Genomic DNA, 18,391 nt, shown 5'->3' on the forward strand with positions numbered 1-18,391 from the left:
ACCCTATTTCCAGTAAGCATATTGGTATTGCGCCTCGTTTAGCAGCGAGTAGTGGAGTCCACCGACTTTACTGCTGATCAGCTTGGCCTCGGATGGCTGGTAGAGAGGCAGGTAGCCCTTGACGCTCATTAAGTATTTGTCGGCCTTCATCAGCGACTTGTAGCGTGCCAGACCAGTTTGACCATCGGCGGTTGCGAGCAGCTGGTTGTAGGTGCTATCGTTCCAGTTGGTGAAGTTGACGGTATTACCTTTGGCTGCCAAATTGAGGTAGTCGGAAGCGTCCAGCCAGTTGGTCGACCAGCCGGTGAGGTTAAGCTCAAAGGTCCCGGCAAAGTCGCGCGCCACGTGTTGGGCGTGGGGGATGGCGGTCGTGGTGACGGTCAAGCCTTTCAGGTTCTTCTCCATTTCAGATTGGAGGTAGGTGCCGACCTTCTTATCGTCGTCGGTATCATCCGTCAAAAGATTCAGCGTGACCTTGGTCTTACCGGTCTCCTTCAGGTATTTCGCCCAGTAAGTCTTGGCTTGGGCCACGTCGTGGGGTAACAGGTTGCCGACTTCCTTGGCCATGTCCTGCCCAGTCTTCGGGTTCGCCTGGTCGCCTTGTGGCACGGCACTCAGCGCTGGCTTAGACCCATCCTGGAGCACCTTATTCGTTAATTGCTGGCGGTCGATGACCGCGGAGATGGCTTGGCGTAGGTTCTCGGAGTTCGTCGCGGCCTTGCGGCTATTGACATACAGGTAGTTCAAGCGGCCAGTTAAATGGGTGTGCAGACTCGCGTCATTGCTGTTCGCCCGTACGTATTCACCAGTGACCGTGGTCTCCTGAACCTTGTCGCTCTTAAATAGGTTAGCGGCGGTGTTCACGTCCTTGGTGACGGCCACCTTGACGCGCTTGATCTGAACCTCTTTGGCGTTCCAGTAGTGGGGGTTCTTGACGTAATGCCAGGTGGCGTTACTACCGGTCCAACCGACCAGCTTGTAGGGTCCATTACCAACAGATTTTGCGGCGCTGGTCCCGTATTTCTGGCCATATTTCTTGACGGTGGCCGTGTTCAGCGGGTAATACTTGCTGGCAACCAGATCATTGAAGTAGGGGACGGCCTTGCTCAGTTGAAATTGGAGTTTGGTCGTGCTCAGCGCCTTAACGCCTAACTTAGAGGCCGGTAGGGTGCCCTTTTGGACGGCAGCGTAGTTCTTAAATGCCGAGAGGACACTGGCGTACTGGGCCTTGGTCTTGGGGTCGGCCATTCGTTGAAGGGAAGTCACGAAGTCCTGGGCGGTGACGCGTTGTCCGTTGGCCCATTTGGCATTCTTCTTCAGGGTGAAGGTGTAGGTCTTGCCATGATTAGTTGGGGTGACGACCTTCGTCGCGACGCCGGCCACGATTTTATTGGCTTTGTTATAGGTGTAGAGGCCTTCCATCGTCTGGTAGATGACGCTGGCACTGTTGGTGTCGGTGTCCTTGTTAGGGTCGGCGGTGGCGGGCTCACTAGCCAGCGTCACGTTGAGCGTGCGGTTCTTATTGGTCGTGTGACCAGCCGCGCTGCCGCAACCGGCTAAGGATAAGACAGTGAGTAAAGCTAGTGGTGCAGTCCAAACAAAATGTTTCATGTGAAACACCCTCCTAGAATTCAATTGATTAGAACATTAGCAGCGGTGGACAAACAAAAAGCACCCCTACAGAAAATACTTCTCTGTAAGGGTGCTTGCGCACGGTACCACCTTATTTTTGCGACGCGAAAACGCATCGTCTTGACTATGAACGGCGGGCTTCCTAGGAGTCGAGGCCCAAGGGCTAGGATCGATTGAAGCCGCGACTACTCCCGCGATTCACTGCATTGATAACGGATGCTCCCGGTTGACACTTACTTGGATTTCAGCTAACTGCTCCGAAGGGATGTTCACGGCGACTGGCTTGACCCGCTCTCACTTTACCGGGCTCGCTGACAAGGATGGTCGCTGCTACTGGACTTCATCATCACATTTTCATTTTCTAATCAATTGTTAATAATTGCTAGTTTAGCACCGAAAAATTATTTGTCAACGTGAAAATTGAAATTAATTTTGCCGAGGGCCATTAGAATTGTTGGATGCCACCCACGTAAACGCCTTTATCCGCCTGTTTGACGGCGGCCGTATCGGCTAATGGATCGGCCCGGAGAACTTGGAAATCGGCGTGCTTGCCAACTTCAAGGGTGCCGTAGTCGTCGGCAACCCCTAAAAGTGTGGCCGAGTTGATGCTGGAACATTGGTAGGCCTGTGCGGGGGTCATCCCCACCTTAGTGAGCAGGCCAAACTCGTCGGGGGTCCGGTCAAAGCCGTTGAAGGGGGTGCCGGCATCGGTGCCACAGGTAAATTTCACCCCAATTTCAAACGCACGCTTCAGGTTGTGGTAGGTATCATCGATGGCGTCGACGCCGGCATCGAGGGCGTTTTGAATCCCGGGATTGCCTTCCGCGTGGGCGGCGACGATGCGCCGTTTGTGATGGGCTTCCTCAACGGCCACGTGCATCTCGGGCACGGAGAGTTGCGGGTCCTCCATGAAGTCGTTGGGCGTCATGACCCCACCGGTCGCCATGACCTTGATGCATTCGGCGCCGGCCTTAAAGGCTTGCCGCACGCCCTTGCGCATTTCGTCGGGGGAGTCGACCAGGTAGGCCGAGTTGCGGCCATCCCCGTGGCCCCCGGTCATTGAAAATGCGCGACCGGATGCCATGATGTGTGGGGTGTGCGGCAGGATTCCATCGCGTTGAAGCCGCTTGAGTTTAATATCGACGTCGTAAGTCGCACCACACTGGCGAATGTAGGTAACGCCTGACTTGAGGAGCTTCTGAAGATTCTCGTAGCCAAAGACCGCGGACTCTGATTCGGACGCACCGAAGCTCCCGCTGAAGGAGTCGGGATTGCTGGTGATGTGGGTATGCACGTTAATGAAGCCAGGCATGACGTATTGGCCGTGAAGGTCGACTTGTTCATCGGCAGTATCGGGGTGACCCGTGCCGCAGGCCGTGATCTTACCGGTGTCGGTATCCACGGTAAACCAAGCGTCCGGCGTGTTTTGGTCGCCAGCGCCGTCAAATAGGGTGAAGTTGTAGAATGTTTTTTTCGTCATGGATGAGTCCTCCTGAGTTTGGTGTTTTTTAACTTTGATAATGGATTGATGGAGATTGTTGGGATTGGTGCTGGCGCCTGTCGTGTCTTAGGTCGTTACCCGTGTTCTGCGCGTGCCTATCCGGAAACCCGCAGCCTCTGAAACGTGCTCCGAGAGCCAGACTCCTGCGCTTAACCCCGGTTCAGCAATGTCCCCTTAGTAGTCATTGTGCTTATTTTGCTTTAGGTCGTTACCTGTGTTCTACGCGTGTCTATCCGGAAACTTGCGACCTCGGAAACGTGCTACACAAGGCAGACCCCTGCGCTTAGAAAGTCCAAGCACTCCTGGTCGTTTAAGGCTACAGTGTCTTAAATCATTTGACTTGTTCTGCGGATGTCTATCCGAAAACCCGCGGCCTCTGAAACGTGCTCCGAGAGCCAGACTCCTGCGCTTAACCCCGGTTCAGTAATGTCCCCAAAGACCGGGGGCATCACTGAACCGACGTTAATGCTCAGAGTCTAAGCGGCTCTCTCCGCACTCTACTTCCAGTAAGCATACTGATACTGGGCGTCGTTGATCAATGAGTACGTCAAGCCGCCGACCTTGTCGCTGATTAGTTTGGCCTCTGACGGTTGGTACAGAGGGACGTAACCCTTGACGCGCATCAGGTATTTGTTGGCGGTGACCAAACCGTCGTAACGGGCCTGGCCCGTTTTATTTTCAGCGGTCGTGAGGAGCTGGTTGTAGGTTGGGTCATTCCAGTGGGTGAAGTTGACGGAGTTGTCCTTGGCTGCCAAGTCCAGGTAGTCCGACGCGTCCAGCCAATTGGTCGACCAGCCAATCAGGTTGATGTCAAAGTCGCCGGAGAAGTCGCGGGCCACGTGTTGGGCGTGGGGCAGCGCAGTCGTTTTCACGGTCAGGCCCTTGAAGTGTTTCTCCATCACGGATTGCAGGTAGGTGCCAATCTTCTTATCGTCATCACTGTCGTCGGTCAAAATGCTAATGGTGGCGGTGGACTTGCCGGTCTCCTTCAGGTATTTCTGCCAGTAGTCCTTGGCCTTGGCAATGTCGTGGGGAAGCAGGTTACCGGTTTCGGTGGCCATATCGCCGCCCGTCTTAGGATTGATTTGGTCGCCGCGTGGAATGGCACTCAACGCTGGCTTGGACCCGTCCTGGAGCACCTGGCTGGTCAACTGATTGCGGTCGACGATGTAGGAAACGGCCTGGCGCAAATTTTCGGAGTCGGTGACGGACTTTTTGTGGTTGAAATACAACAGATTCATGCGGCCCAACAGGTGGGTGTGGAGCTGCTTTTCGTTACTATTGGCCCGAACGTATTCGCCACTGACCGTGGTTTCCTGGACCTTGCCAGCCTTGAATAGGTTAGCGGCCGTCGTTTCGTCCTTGGTCACGGCGACCTTAACGCGCTTGATTTTAACGTTCTTGGCGTTCCAGTAGTGGGGATTCTTTACGTAGTGCCAGGTCGAATTGCTCCCAGTCCAGCCGACCAGCTTGTAAGGGCCATTGGCGACGGCCGTGGTGGCGCTGGTTCCGTACTTACTGCCGTATTTGGTCACGGCGGCGGTGTTCAGCGGATAGTACTTGCTGGCAAGCAGGTCGTTAAAGTAGGGAACGGCCTTGGTTAACTGAATGCGCAGCTTGGTTTTGCTGAGGGCGGTGATTCCCAGCTTGGATGGGGCGACCTGGCTGTGTTGAATGGCGGTGTAATTTTTAAATGCCGACAAGACACTGGCGTACTGGGCCTTGGTCTTGGGGTCGGCCATGCGCTGGAGCGAGGTCACAAAGTCCTGGGCGGTGACGGGCTGGCCATTGGCCCATTTGGCATTTTTCTTCAGGGTAAACGTATAAGTCTTGCCGTGATTCGTGGGCGTGACGACCTTGGTGGCCACCCCGGGGATGATCTTATTGTTGCGGCTATAGGTGTAGAGGCCTTCCATCGTTTGAAAGATGACGCTGGCACTGTTGGTGTCGGTATCCTTGTTAGGGTCGACGGTGGCCGGTTCATCGGCTAAGGTGACGTTCAAGGTTTGGTTTTTATTGATTTGACCCCCGGCACTGTTGCCACAGGCACTCAAGGTAATGGCCACCAGCATGGTGACAGGAATTAGCGCTGCAAAATGTTTCACGTGGAACACCCTCCTAGATTCAATTGGTTAGAAATCGTGGTGGACACAAAAAGCGCCCCTACGGAAAGAACTTCTCCGTAAGGGCGCTGTCGCACGGTACCACCTTAATTTTTTACTCGAATGTGAACGGCGACACTCCTAGAGGCTGGTGACCATCAGCTAGGTCCGGTGGGCCAGCCAGGTCGCGATTCACTGCAGGGATAACGGTTGCCACCGGTCGGGCTTACTAAATTTCAGCTGACAGTTCAGAAGGGAGTTCGCGTCGTCAGCCTTGACCCGCTTACACTTAACCGGGCTCGCTAACAAGAACCAATGACGTTACTAGTCTTCATCATCACTTTTTAATTTTCTAATCAATTGTTAATGATTGCTAGTTTAGCAGGAATTTGAAGAATGTCAACGGAAAGTTGGCAAAAAGTTGCGGCGGAGACAATCGATTTCTGCGGGTATCTATAGAAATAACAGCTTCAAAAAAATGTGGCCGAACACCGGTCGTGCTGTCACCCAATAATCAAGCCTAATCACTACCGGTTTCCGCCGGTGATTGGTACACTTAAGCTATCTAAATTGAGGAGATGGTTATCCATGCAATCCCGTTTGATTCCCAGCTTTGCGTTTGAAAATGCCAAGGAGGCGTTGGCCTATTACCAAGACGTGTTCGGTGCGACCGACGTGTACCGATTCAGCCCCCAACCCGAGCAGGCGACCCAATTTCACCTGCCGGCAGATGCTGATCTAGATGATATGACCATCCATGGTGGCTTTACCGTCTTGGGCATGAGCTTTCAAGTGGCGGATAGTTTCCGTGGCCCGGTCCAGTCGTCCAATCAGGTCGATATGATTTTAGATATCGATGGGGACGATGCGGCCAGCGTTCAGGCGGCTGAGGACTTTTACCAACACCTACAGGCCAGCGATCAGGTCACCATTGATATGCCGTTTGCCGAGCAATTCTGGGGTGGCAAAATGGGCCATTTCACGGATAAGTACGGGATTTCTTGGATGCTGCACGTGATGAAGTGGAGCCAGATCAAGGACCCCAATAAGTAAGCAAAAACGACTGATACCAGCCCTTTGGTGGGTGGTGTCAGTCGTTTTGAGTTTAGGCATCTAGCCGGAGATGTAGCGCTTCGGTTAACAGTTTTGAGAAATTAATGCCTCGTTCAATGCCAAGGTCATTTAAATAGTCCGGAATCGAAACGTGCTTGCGAACCATTACGGGGTGCTGCCGGCAGAAAAGTTCCAGGTCAATTGAAACGAGGGCCTTCATGTCTGGGGCAGATACCTCGATTTGATCGAACGGTGTGGCTGGCGGCACGGTATCCTCACCAGCTAAGGCCGTGCCAATCAAGTCTTGAGCCATTGCTAATGCATCGGCCGGGTCATCACCCTGAGTCCAACCGATGTCCGGGACCTCGACGCTGAAGCCGCCGACAGTTTCTTTGTGCAGAATGACGGGATAAACCAGTAAGCTTGGCAGCATGAAATTCCTCCTTGAAAATGGGACTCGTTATTTGGCGTATCGAGTAATCACGGCAACCAGTGTCTGCGCAGCGTCGGGCAACCCAACGTGGTCGTTATAGTAGTCCGCAAACCGGCTATCGGCGGTGTACATCTGGGCCAGGCCCCGGTGAGCTTCTGCGGTGTAATTGTTCCACGTGAAACACAACCATTGCCGGTGTAGTTGAAAGACTTGTTGGGCGGTGTCACTAGCTAAGTCACCACTGCGGGTCACCGTGCGGAGCGCTTCAAAGAGTGCTTGTTCGGTGGCCTGCATTTGCTGGTAATCGGCCTCGCTCAGCTTGGCAAATTTCTGTTGGCTGGCGGCAAAGCTCTCCGCGCCATAACGTTGCCGAACCTCCGTGCCAAATTGCTGGTCGTTCTGGTCTAATTGTTCTTGCTTGAATGCGCTAAACTTTTCTGAATCGGTCATTTGGGGACCTCCATTTCTAGCCGCTAGGGTGCGGTCTAGGGTATTTAGCAAGGTCGTCAGGTGGTCGCGTTCAGCCGCTAATCGCTGACGTTGATTGGCTAAAGCGGCTGTTTGTACCGCTTTAGGCTGGGCCAATAAGTCTTGAATCGCGGTGAGCTGAAAGCCAAACGTTTGGAAATAGCGAATCATTTGTAGCTGATCCACGGCGGTACCTGGATATTCGCGGTACCCATTCGTGGGATTGCGTTGGGCGGGTAGTAGGCCAATTTGATCGTAGTAGCGTAGCGTGCGCGGACTCACGCCGGCGAGCTGGCTGAGGGCTTGGACACTGTAGGTCATGCGACCACCTCCTTCTTGCTTAAAACCTACTATAGAGGTTGCCGTTACGTCAAGGTCAAGCACTTGTTTACGCTAATCAATCACCCGCACCGCTCGTGGATTCGCGGTCACGTAGCCACCTGGGACGCGGTAGCGCTGTGGACTAGGCTGACTTAGGTCGTGGGGGTGCGCGTAGGCCCAGCCCAGCACCCTTAACCGTCGTCCCGGTCGGTAGGTTTGACGCCGCGCCGTGAGGTTAACCGTGCCGTAACGGGTCACCCGGGTCTTGGTCTGAACATAGGTTGGTGAAACCAGCTTCCCGGCCCGAATGAGTTGCCGGTTGGCCGTTATGTAGGTGCCATTGGTGAGTTGGAAGCGAGTTGTGAGGTGGCGATGCTGGATGGCGACCACCTTGAGGACGCTGCCTTGCGCGTAGTGGGTGACCGGATTGGCGGTCGTCAGATGGGGTTGCGAGTGCGCATCGACCCCGACCGGATCAATCACCGTAATCTGGCGGGGCGCCGTTCGATAGTAAGCTGCCGTCACGTAGCCAGTGCTGGCCGTGATGTACCCCGTTTGCCCGTCCGTACGACTCTCATGGTTGATGTCCCGCACGCGATAACGGCGACGGCCGGCGTGAGATTTAGCTTCACCAATAATGATAAATAGCGGCCGATTAGCCCGCGGCTGTTGGGCGTACTTGGCTTGGCGTTCTTTGACTTGAAAGGTCGCGTGGCGGTAGAGGTAGAGCGGCCTAATGGCGTAGACGACCCTGGGGTGGAAATGCTGGGGAGGTTGCTTGGCGGATTCTTTCCGTGGTGGCTGAGGGTGACTGGTCGCGTGGGGACGTGGCGTTGGGGTGGGCTTGGCAGTCGGCGCCGGTGTAGGTGCTGGCTTCGTGGCCGGTTTGGCCGGTACCGGAGCCTTCGCCCATTTCAGCCGGTAATACTGGAGACTGTCGGTCAGGAGAGTGCTGCCATCGGGGTAGTCGATTGGGGTCGCTTCGGAATAATTGGCATAGGTATGCTTAGGCATGATGATGAGCCATTTAGTCCCGGGATAGATGCCGCTCACCAGGGCATCCGTGCCGTCCAGGGTCAAGGTTTTGGAGACATTGTTGAAAACCTTCGTGCTATTTTGCACGGGTTCGCCGTCAAGGCCCTGGACCCGCGCCGGTAGACGGACGGTCGTGTCAGAGGTGAAGGTGGCGGGATCAATGTAGGTGACTTTCTGTTTGAAGTCGACGTATTGGCCGATACCCAGGACATTGACCTTGCCAAATTTTCTGAAATAGGAGAAGTCAGTTACTCGTTGATTACTAATGGTCAGGTTCGTCCGGCCGTCTTGATTGTGATATTTTAGACTGCTAAATTTGCTAAGAAGGGGGTTCAGTAGATGAATGTCCGTGTCGGTCAGTCCGGCATAGTTCATATAGCCGCTAATCCCGGTGAGACACAGTTGACGGGGGAAGGTCGACGGGTCCTCTAAAATATTTACCTGATTGAGGGCAGTGAAGTCGGTATTGTGCATGCCATCCTGAAAAACCGTCAGACTACCCGAGACCGGCACCCCGGCCAGCGGCGCCCAGGAGACTCGTTTAGCAACATCGAACTGAATGGTAACGCCAATGCCGGTGGGGAGTTCGCGTAGACTCTCAAGCCCTGCTAGCGAGGTAGCGACTAGAGAATTCGTGTAGTCACTGATATCCGGTTGAACACCGCGGTAGTGGCGGATATCCCCGTACGTGACGGGACGGCCCCCAGTGCCGAAGGCTTTGGCAACTAATGCTTCTAAATTAGGGTCCGCGAAGGCCACGGAATCCTGATCGGCGTGGCTGGGATTAGGAACCGTTACGGTTGGGTGCGTCTCAGCGGCTAGCACGGGACTGGGGAAGATGACTGGCATTCCGCAGAGTAGGGTGAGGGTCGTGAGACTTGCCCAGAATAAGTGTTGGTAATGAACAGGCGTTGCCATGACAATCTCCCCCCAACCAATCTAATTAGCTGATCCGTCACTCGTGGTAAGTATAGCATGTTGACAAGCGGTTTCCTAAAGAAAATCGCACAAATGATTTAATGTGTGTGACTGAATTTATTGATGATAAATTTAGCGAATGGCTCGTGATAAGGATTTTAATTCTAATATAAATATGCTTGTACAACGGGGATGTGATGGACAATAATAGAGTTACCATGATCGAAAACTCAAGAAGTTGTTAGGTGAGATAGTCTCTTATATAAAGCTAAAATCACTGCGCCAATAAATACCTAATCCCAGTTATCTTCAGACAATTTGGTACAGGGTTAACGTCCCTGTTCCCAGAAACACCGCATTCCCCACGCCCAATCAGCCATACGCCCCGCTTCCCATGAAACACCAAGCCCAGAACAGCTTTTCACCATCCCTAAGAATCCGAACCCAACGCCGCCATGCCGGGGTTTCATCCAAGACCGTTGTTTTGTACTGACCCCGAAGTGTGATAAAATAAGGGTATTATTTGTAACTTTCTGACCCCGTCAAAATGATGCGGGTAACCATAACTTTTTAAGATGAAACAGATGAGGAGCAAGTATGAATAAAATATTTTCACGAGACAACGTGCCCGAGTTTTTGCAGAATCGGCGCCTACGGGGAATCGCGGTACTAACGGCGGTTTTGGCCATTCTGGGTATCGTGCTGTCGTTCCTGTTGAACTGGATCTTCGGGATCGTGATTCTGGTGCTGGTGGGGGTGGCCACACTATTTCTGTTCAATACCATGGCAGAGATCGGCGCGGACACCACCCAGTACATATCCGACCTGTCGTTTCGGATTCAACAGGGCGAGCAGGAGGCGCTGATTCGGATGCCACCTGGTGTCATGATTCTGGGTGACACGGATCAGATTGAGTGGGTCAACCCGTATCTGCAGCACTACTTTGGCGATACGGATGTGTTGAACCGCACGTTAAGTGATGTGGACGCGGATCTGGCTAAACTCGTGGCGACGACGCCACCGCAGACCATGACCACCGTGAGCTGGCGTGACTACCGCTTTACGCTGTACGTCCAACCGGATTTTCACGCGGTCTACCTCTACGACATCACCCATTATCAGTTGATTCAGGAACAGTACGACGACGAGAAAATTGCCATCGGCCAAGTCTTCTTGGACAACTATGATGAAGTGACGCAATCAATGACCGACCAAGACATTTCCAACCTGCGAAATTACGTGACCAATGAGTTGTCGGCCTGGGTTCAACAGTTTGACATGTACCTCAAGCAGCTGGACGACGACCACTACTTCGTGTTGGCCTACGCCAAGTCGCTGGCGGCCATCGAAGCGGATAAATTTAAAATTCTCGATACCATTCGGGAGAGCACGTCCAAGCAAAACTTCCCCCTGACCCTAAGTATGGGGATTGCGTACGGCGATGCCAACCTGAATAAGCTGGCTGACCAAGCCCAGAGTAACCTGGACCTGGCGCTCGGCCGGGGGGGCGACCAAGTTGTCGTCAAGGCTGCCGACCAAGAAGCCCGCTACTATGGTGGGAAGACCAACCCGATGGAGAAACGGACGCGGGTCCGGGCGCGGATGATTTCACAAGCCCTGCAAGAGCTGATGAACGAATCCGACCAGATCTTCGTTCAAGGCCATACCCAACCGGATATGGATTCGCTGGGGGCCTGCCTGGGGATTCGGCGGATTGCCAAGATGAACAACAAGACCTGTTGGATCGTCCTCGACAAGGAAACCGTCCATTCCGACGTGCAACGTCTGCTAGATAATTTGAAAGCCTATCCGGACGTGGATGCGGCCATCATTTCACCAGAAGAGGCGCTGGAGAAGGCGACCGACCAGAGCATGCTCTTGATGGTCGACCACTCCAAGCCGTCCATTTCCATCACGGCTGACCTGTACAAGCGCCTGGAGAACCGCGTGATGATCATTGACCATCACCGGCGGGGCGAAGAATTTCCCGAGAACCCCTTGCTGGTCTACATTGAACCGTATGCCAGCTCGACTTGTGAGTTGATCACCGAAATGTTTGAGTATCAATCACAAGAGGGGGAACCCATCAACAAGCTGGAAGCCACAGCGATGTTGACTGGAATCTTCGTTGACACCAAGCACTTCTCACTACGGACCGGGACCCGGACGTTTGACGCCGCCAGTTACTTGCGGTCTGCCGGGGCTGACGCCATTGAGATGCAACAATATATGAAGGAAAACGTTGACAGTTATCTCCAACGCAATCATTTGATCGAAATGGTTGAGTTCGTGAACGAGGACATGGCCCTGATCACGGGGGAGGAGGATCAAACCTACGATCCCGTTACCGCGGCCCAAGCAGCGGATGACCTGCTGAACATGTCCGGCGTGGATGCCTCGTTCGTGATTACTCGTCGTGCAGACGGTCGCGTGGGGATTTCTGCCCGTTCGTTGGGTGAAATCAACGTGCAGCTGACCATGGAAGCCATGGGCGGTGGCGGTCATTTGTCCAATGCGGCGACCCAAATCGCTGACAAGACGGTGGCCGAGGTTAAGCAACAACTGTTAGATATCCTGACTCATGCCGATGAACCCGAGCCAGCAACGACTTAGTTAATTGCTTCTCGCCAGTAGGTAGCGTAGGATAATTATTAGATATGTAATAAGTGAGGAGTGAACGACGTGAAAGTTATTTTTGTCAAAGACGTTCGCGGTAAAGGTAAGCGCGGGGAAATCAAGAATGTTCCCGATGGCTATGCCCAAAACTTCCTGATCAAGCGGGGGCTGGCTAAGGAAGCCAACCAATCCGCCATGAGTCAGTTAAGTGCCGAACGTAAAGCGGAACAACGCCGTGAGGCCGAAGATTTGGCCGAGGCGCGCGACTTGCAAAAGCGGTTAGAGGCCGACAAGACGGTCGTTGAAATCGTGGCGAAGGCTGGGGAAGACGACCGGTTATTCGGGTCAATTCCTAGCAAGCAAATTGTGCAAGCCTTGCAAAAGCAATTTGATTTAAAGATTGATAAGCGTAAAGTTGAACTCCCAGAACCGATTCGGACGCTGGGCTTCACCAACGTGCCCGTTAAGCTGCACAGCGATGTGACGGCTAAGATTCGGGTTCACGTGGTCGCTAAGCAAAAATAAGCGACTGTCTACTAATTGAAAGTCGATGAAAGGTCACCTGATTGGGTGGCCTTTTTTTCAGGAATGGAATCGGTGGATTGCTAGCCGATTCGGAGAAGGAAGTCGTTAGTATGCTCAGAAAAATAGTCACTAGTCTCATTGGTGTTTATGGCATTTTATTTACGGCGTATTTAGCTTTTTATTTTGCATGGAATGCGCAAGCCATTGATTTTCACGATAGCCCCGCTATCAGCAATGTGCCGCTGGGATTTTGGGTGGTCGGCGCGCTGGTGGTGACCGTTAGCTTGGTGTCCCGCAAGTTAAAAATTTTCGGGTTGGTTGCGGCAGTCGTCGGAATCATTGCGATGATGGTGTTTGATCATTGGTTCGATGACTTCGGGGTGATTGGCATCAACTACCTAGTTTTGGTGGCGCTGACGGCGGCCGTCACGTGGCTACCGCGCCGCTCGTCTACGAAGGGGTGAGGGCCAGATGCTCACGAAATTAAAAGCGCATTGGTATAAAATTGGACTCGCTCGAAAAATAATCGAGGTTGTGGTGACGGTCATGCTGTTGCTGTCGACCAGTCCCGGCTTGGCGGTTCGATTTGCCATTTTGACCGACGCGGAACCAGCCGTGGCGGTGTCGTGCCACCCTAAGTATGACCCGGATAGTGCGACCATTTTACCGGGAACGGCTATTGGCAAATGGGTCTTTCCGACCTATACCATTTACCCACAGCGTTACTCGGGTTTCTTCCATGAGGACACCGGGACGTCGATCGTGGATTTTCAAATTTACCGGATTTTAATTTTTAACGTGGCGTTGCCGCAGGTGTCTCCGGGTCCATAGATTGTCGCCGAAAAAAGCCGCGCTAAAATCCACCGACTTCTGTCATTCCATGGTAAAATGGAACTCTAGTTTATGGCGGGGATTTTCTTTAAAGAGGTAAATACTAAGCATGGATAATAACGTTCTAACAGATCACACACCACCACAGAACCTCGAAGCCGAAAAGGCCGTCCTCGGGGCGATCTTTTTGAGTGCCGACGCGTTGGTGGATGCGCTGGAATACCTGGCCCCAGAGGACTTTTACCGCCGGGAACACCAGATTATTTTCCAAGCGATGATGGATTTAAACGACCGGGACGAGGCCATTGATGTGGTCACGATTACCGATCGGTTAACGTCTAAAAATGAGCTGGATGACGTCGGTGGCGTGACCTACATTGCCGAACTGGCAGGGTCCGTGCCGACCGCAGCCAACGCGACCTACTACGCGAAGATTGTTCAGGAAAAGGCCATCGTGCGCCGCCTGATTCAAACGGCCACGAATATTGTCACCCAGGGTTACCAGCAGGACGAAGACGTTGCCGACATGTTAGACAACGCCGAAAAGGACATCATGAGTGTGGCGGAGACCCGGAATCAAACGGGATTCAAGCCAATTCGTGACGTGCTGAACAGTTCCTTTGAAGAGATTAACAAATTGTCCGAGCAGGGGGATGTCATCACGGGTCTCTCGACCGGCTATGCCGAGCTGGACAAGATGACGACCGGTCTGCACGACGATGAACTGATGATTCTCGCCGCCCGGCCAGCCGTCGGGAAGACCGCCTTTGCCCTGAACATTGCGCAAAACGTGGGGACGAAGACCGACAAGACCGTCGCCATTTTCAGTTTGGAAATGAGTGCCGAATCGTTGGTCAACCGGATGCTCTGTGCGGAAGGTTCTATTGACGCCAACCACCTGCGGACGGGGCAACTGTCCGAAGAGGAATGGCAAAATTTGATTGTTGCGATGGGAAGCTTGGCTAAGGCCAGCATTTACATCGACGATACCGCCGGGAATAAGATTACGGAAATTCGGGCCAAGTGTCGACGGCTAGCTAAGGAAAAAGGAAACCTGGGCTTGATTGTGATCGATTACCTCCAACTGATTGAAGGGACCAACCACGAAAGCCGGCAACAAGAAGTTTCCGATATTTCACGGCAACTGAAGAAGCTGGCCAAGGAATTGCACGTGCCCGTCATTGCGTTGTCCCAGCTCTCGCGGGGGGTGGAACAGCGGCAAGACAAGCGGCCCGTGCTGTCCGATATCCGTGAATCCGGGTCAATCGAACAAGATGCCGATATCGTTTCGTTCCTGTATCGTGATGACTATTACGAGCGGGACGGCGATGAAGACGGTGGCGGCAACGACAGTGATCCTCGTGACGAGGGTGACCAAGATGTCGGGGAAGTTGAAGTCATTATTGAAAAGAACCGGTCGGGTCCGCGGGGAACCGTTAAACTGTTATTCGTGAAGTCGTTTAACAAGTTCTCGTCAGTGGCGTACACGCCGGATCAATAGAAATAGCGGTTAAATTAAGGTTGCGGACAGTCGTGTCTGTGGCCTTTTTTTGCGCTCTTAATGAATAAATACAAAAATATATGTATAAACGACAAAATTCGTCCCCCACGGAACGTGGTATTCGTGAAAAATGCCAAAAGTAGTTAACCGACAAACCCCTTGCGCCCCTAAGGGTTCACCCAGTAACATCGTCAAGTCGGTTAAAATTCATAAGAGTGTGCCAGAAAGTTCACAGTTTCATCATATTTTCCCATTAGTATATGAAGCATAGAAGTTAACCAATCGGTTGCTTCTACCAAAGATTAACAATCTTTTTTCATGTACTCCTCCTCCCCTGGAATAATGAAAAAATAGTTAACGTCATTCTTATAATAGTGACGTTACCCCTACTCCGATGACCATCGCTTTCCCCGAGCGGTGGTTTTTTTGTGCGCTGTTTTATGCCGCCTCCGGGCTGGTGAAAATGGGCCGTGACGCTGTGGGCGCACGTCCGAAGCCTGGGAGGCGGTCTTCGGACTTACTTTGAGACTCTGAGAAGCGAGTCTCAAAGATAGCAGTTGCCTAAGCGGGAAACCCGCTAAGGCAACTCCCAAGGCTGAGCCCATTTTCACCAGCCCTGCGGCTGACACTGGTTCGGGGAAACCACTGCTCGGGGAATGGGCTGTTGTTGGTAATTTATATTGAAGGTAACCAGTGGGGAAGTCATCTAATTCGTGTTGATTGTGGATGAGGATTACACCGTTTGAATTCTAAAAAAAATCCCGATATACCAGCTATTGATGGTGGTATATCGGGATTTTTGTCGTTAGTTCAGTTTTAGAATGTTTCACATGAAACATTGTTAAAATTGCGTCGGATCAGAATTAACCATTACGCGTTTTCGTTAGCGCGAAGTCGGCCGCCGAGTTGCCAGAAGCTACTGGGCATGTCCGTCATGTTCCGGACATCATCGGGACCATCCGCCGTTACGGTGGCCGTGCCTTCGAAGCTCATCTTCAACCATTCGCAGGAATGCTGAACGGCTTGGGTGATGCCCAGCGCCTTGGTTTGTGGTTCGTCGGCGCCCACGACGAGGAGGTAAACGTGCTTATGACTGAAATCAAAGTCATTGGTATAGCTGTCAAACCAGCGGTCCATGAAGACCTTGAGCTGGCCGGTCATGCCGTACCAGTAAACCGGCGTGCCTAAGACAATGTCGTCGGCCTGGGCAAAGGTGGCCATCAGTTGCTCGTAATCATCGGTTAAATCCTGTTGCGGTTGATTGGTGTCCCGCTGGTCGTGGACAAAGTTCAGCTGATGTTCGGCAAGATTTAAGGTGTCGTGGGGAATATCCTGTAAAAAGCGTTCGCCTAGCGCCACAGTATTGCCGTGTAGTCGGGGACTCCCATTGATAAACAAAACGGTCATGTCGGATCACTCCTTTGCATTCAGTGTACGAGAAACGCTGGCGAAAAACAATTAATTGGCGAGCGGGCTAAACACATGTCAGCCGCAGGGATGGTGAAAAGGGGTGGTCAATGTCAGTGACCAGAGGTGGGCCAAGATGGCCAGCTGTGTCGGTGGTCTTAACTGAGTGATTTTCTCAGTTTAGAGCACGGGACGACCTTGGAAACTCGCGAACTTCAGCGAGGTTTCAAGGCGAGGTGGCGGACCGCTTCTCAGGCCGGAACCGGTCCCCACAGCAGGTTATCTTGAGCCCACCGGCGGGAACGAACGTTGTCACCATGTTTTCACCATCCTGGAGGCGGGGGTAACAACCAGTTTAACCCGTGCCAGCTTCATTTTCTGCAAAGCGTATGCTAGAATTAATCTAATTGAATTTTAATCTTTGAAAGAAGGCGGCTTATGCGCGAGATTCGCTTGCGGTGGTTACTGTTGGGGGCCTTATGCAGCAGTATCGGTATGAGTTTTATTTGGCCGTTGACCACGATTTACATGCACAACCGACTGGGGGCGTCGCTGACCGAGGTCGGAATTATTTTACTGCTCTACTCTTCCGCGAACGTGGTGGGGAGTGTGATTGGGGGCCGGTTGTTTGACCGACTGAATCCGTATTACCTCACGCTAGGGGGCATCAGCGTGTCACTGGTCACCCTGGGAACGCTGATCTTCAGCCATGGCTGGCCGGCGTTTCCAATTGCGCTGGTCTTCTTGGGCCTGGCTTCCGGCTGGACGCTGACGATGGTCAACTCCCTGGGGACCACGATTCACAGCCGCGACGGGCGCTACATCTTCAACATGCTCTACTTCGCGCAAAACCTGGGGGTCGTGCTAGGGACGGCGCTGGTTGGCTTCGTCTATAGCACCAGTGTGACGCTGCTCTTCGTGATTGCGTTTAGTCTGTTTGTCTGCTTCTTCACGGTCGTACTGACCTGCTACCACGCGCCGGCCGTGATGCAACGGCAGGTGGTGGCCAAGCAAGCTCAGGACGTCACCATTGCCTTGCCTAACCGGCGCATCATGGCGACATTTTTTATCTCCTTGATCATTATCTGGGTGATGTATGAGCAGTGGGTGTCCAACCTGTCCGTCTACATGACGGGGATGGGCATTCCGATGCGTGAGTACAGCCTGTTGTGGACGATTAACGCCGGCCTGATTGTGGTTTTTCAGGCGCTGCTAAATTGGCTCGCCAACTTCTTCAGTAATCTCTATCTCCAGGTCTACGCCGGAATTTTCTTCGTGGCGTTGTCGTTTGTCACACTCATCTTTGCCAAGGACTATCTGCACTTTGTAATTGCCATGGTTATCCTGACGATGGGCGAGGCCACGGCGTTTCCGGCCATTCCAGCGATTGTCAACGGGTTAACGCCCCACGCGGTCAAGGGAAAATACCAAGGAATGGCCAATGCGTGGGCCAACGTTGGGAAGGCGTTTGGCCCACTCTTTGGCGGTCTGGTGATCGACCACGGGTCCTACACGCTCCTATTTATCATCGCGGCGGTCGCCAATCTGTTGATTCTGGGGCTAAATGGGGTCGTGATTCACGCCAACCAACAGAATGTGGAAACTTATAAGTAAACTGCTTGACCTTTTGGTGTATAATTAACGCAGAGGAAGTTATCTGTACTAAAGGGAAATCAGGGGAAAGCACATGACAAAAAAATTCAGGGGAATCAGCGGTCTTATGCTGGGCCTGGTTGCTGGGGGCTTGCTCTTCAGTCAGGTTCCGCAAAACAGCTCAACTGTGACGGATTCGGTCGTTCAACCAACGTCTGGCCAAACTGCGGTACAACTCGACACAACGGGTAAGGGGCACGTTGCGGTCAAGACGCAGACAACGACCAGCCAAGCGGGGAAGACCGTTAGCCGCCAAACGACGACGGTTTCACAAGGCCATCGGCAACAGGATATGAATAAATAAAAAGTTTATCAGTAAAATAACGGTTTCTTAACCGGAATATACAAAAGGGCCAACCTACGGCGACGTGGGTTTGCTCTTTTTTTTGCCAATT

The 18,391-nt window shown here is 52.8% G+C and carries 15 protein-coding genes; 8 read left to right on the forward strand and 7 right to left on the reverse strand.

All coding sequences use genetic code 11. The features are described 5' to 3' along the window. Positions 1-3: 3 nt before the first annotated feature. The 3 genes from EKM84_RS06580 to EKM84_RS06590 form a co-directional block, all read right to left on the reverse strand. Positions 4-1,611, reverse strand: coding sequence for a peptide ABC transporter substrate-binding protein (locus EKM84_RS06580; protein ID WP_125764932.1), 1,608 nt, complete (start codon positions 1,609-1,611; stop codon positions 4-6). Positions 1,612-2,077: 466 nt separating this feature from the next. Then, positions 2,078-3,112 carry a metal-dependent hydrolase family protein gene (locus EKM84_RS06585; RefSeq protein ID WP_125764935.1) on the reverse strand — a complete coding sequence of 345 codons (1,035 nt, stop codon included), beginning with the start codon at positions 3,110-3,112 and terminating at the stop codon, positions 2,078-2,080. Between the two features lie 518 nt (positions 3,113-3,630). Further along, positions 3,631-5,205 (reverse strand): peptide ABC transporter substrate-binding protein, encoded by a 1,575-nt coding sequence (locus EKM84_RS06590; protein ID WP_404819571.1) that lies wholly within the window; start codon positions 5,203-5,205, stop codon positions 3,631-3,633. A gap of 618 nt (positions 5,206-5,823) precedes the next feature. Here EKM84_RS06590 and EKM84_RS06595 point away from each other — a divergent pair. Further along, complete coding sequence (locus EKM84_RS06595) at positions 5,824-6,288, forward strand: VOC family protein (protein ID WP_125764939.1); 465 nt, start codon at positions 5,824-5,826, stop codon at positions 6,286-6,288. Between the two features lie 52 nt (positions 6,289-6,340). On the opposite strand, the gene EKM84_RS06600 is transcribed toward EKM84_RS06595, so the two are convergent. The 3 genes from EKM84_RS06600 to EKM84_RS06610 form a co-directional block, all read right to left on the reverse strand. Beyond that, the gene (locus EKM84_RS06600; RefSeq protein ID WP_125764941.1) at positions 6,341-6,721 is read right to left on the reverse strand and encodes a type II toxin-antitoxin system HicB family antitoxin; all 381 of its coding nucleotides are present in this window, start codon (positions 6,719-6,721) and stop codon (positions 6,341-6,343) included. Positions 6,722-6,748: 27 nt separating this feature from the next. Further along, the gene (locus tag EKM84_RS06605) at positions 6,749-7,510 is read right to left on the reverse strand and encodes a MerR family transcriptional regulator (RefSeq protein ID WP_125764942.1); all 762 of its coding nucleotides are present in this window, start codon (positions 7,508-7,510) and stop codon (positions 6,749-6,751) included. A gap of 72 nt (positions 7,511-7,582) precedes the next feature. Next, positions 7,583-9,463: a DUF5776 domain-containing protein gene (locus EKM84_RS06610; RefSeq protein WP_125764944.1), complete on the reverse strand. Its 1,881-nt coding sequence runs from the start codon at positions 9,461-9,463 to the stop codon at positions 7,583-7,585. Between the two features lie 597 nt (positions 9,464-10,060). Between EKM84_RS06610 and EKM84_RS06615 the strand changes: the two genes are divergently transcribed. The 5 genes from EKM84_RS06615 to dnaB all read left to right on the forward strand — a co-directional run bounded on the left by EKM84_RS06615 (position 10,061) and on the right by dnaB (position 14,936). After that, on the forward strand, positions 10,061-12,076 hold the full coding sequence (locus EKM84_RS06615; protein WP_125764946.1) for a DHH family phosphoesterase: 2,016 nt from the start codon (positions 10,061-10,063) through the stop codon (positions 12,074-12,076). Positions 12,077-12,145: 69 nt separating this feature from the next. Further along, the gene (rplI, locus tag EKM84_RS06620; protein WP_125764948.1) at positions 12,146-12,604 is read left to right on the forward strand and encodes a 50S ribosomal protein L9; all 459 of its coding nucleotides are present in this window, start codon (positions 12,146-12,148) and stop codon (positions 12,602-12,604) included. Positions 12,605-12,714: 110 nt separating this feature from the next. After that, positions 12,715-13,068 carry a hypothetical protein gene (locus tag EKM84_RS06625; protein WP_125764950.1) on the forward strand — a complete coding sequence of 118 codons (354 nt, stop codon included), beginning with the start codon at positions 12,715-12,717 and terminating at the stop codon, positions 13,066-13,068. A gap of 7 nt (positions 13,069-13,075) precedes the next feature. Next, entirely contained in the window at positions 13,076-13,435 is a 360-nt protein-coding gene (locus EKM84_RS06630) for a hypothetical protein (protein WP_125764952.1), read from the forward strand. Positions 13,436-13,544: 109 nt separating this feature from the next. Then, the gene (gene dnaB, locus EKM84_RS06635) at positions 13,545-14,936 is read left to right on the forward strand and encodes a replicative DNA helicase (protein WP_125764954.1); all 1,392 of its coding nucleotides are present in this window, start codon (positions 13,545-13,547) and stop codon (positions 14,934-14,936) included. Between the two features lie 870 nt (positions 14,937-15,806). On the opposite strand, the gene EKM84_RS06640 is transcribed toward dnaB, so the two are convergent. After that, positions 15,807-16,343: a flavodoxin family protein gene (locus EKM84_RS06640; protein ID WP_125764956.1), complete on the reverse strand. Its 537-nt coding sequence runs from the start codon at positions 16,341-16,343 to the stop codon at positions 15,807-15,809. Between the two features lie 438 nt (positions 16,344-16,781). Here EKM84_RS06640 and EKM84_RS06645 point away from each other — a divergent pair, with 438 nt between their 5' ends. Together EKM84_RS06645 and EKM84_RS06650 are read left to right on the forward strand one after the other, a co-directional pair. After that, complete coding sequence (locus tag EKM84_RS06645; RefSeq protein ID WP_125764958.1) at positions 16,782-17,957, forward strand: MDR family MFS transporter; 1,176 nt, start codon at positions 16,782-16,784, stop codon at positions 17,955-17,957. A gap of 73 nt (positions 17,958-18,030) precedes the next feature. Next, positions 18,031-18,300, forward strand: a complete 270-nt coding sequence (locus tag EKM84_RS06650; protein WP_125764960.1) for a hypothetical protein — start codon at positions 18,031-18,033, stop codon at positions 18,298-18,300. Positions 18,301-18,391: the final 91 nt, after the last annotated feature.

It is taken from the genome of Levilactobacillus mulengensis (assembly GCF_003946045.1).
In the GTDB taxonomy this organism is placed as follows: Bacteria; Bacillota; Bacilli; order Lactobacillales; family Lactobacillaceae; genus Levilactobacillus; species Levilactobacillus mulengensis.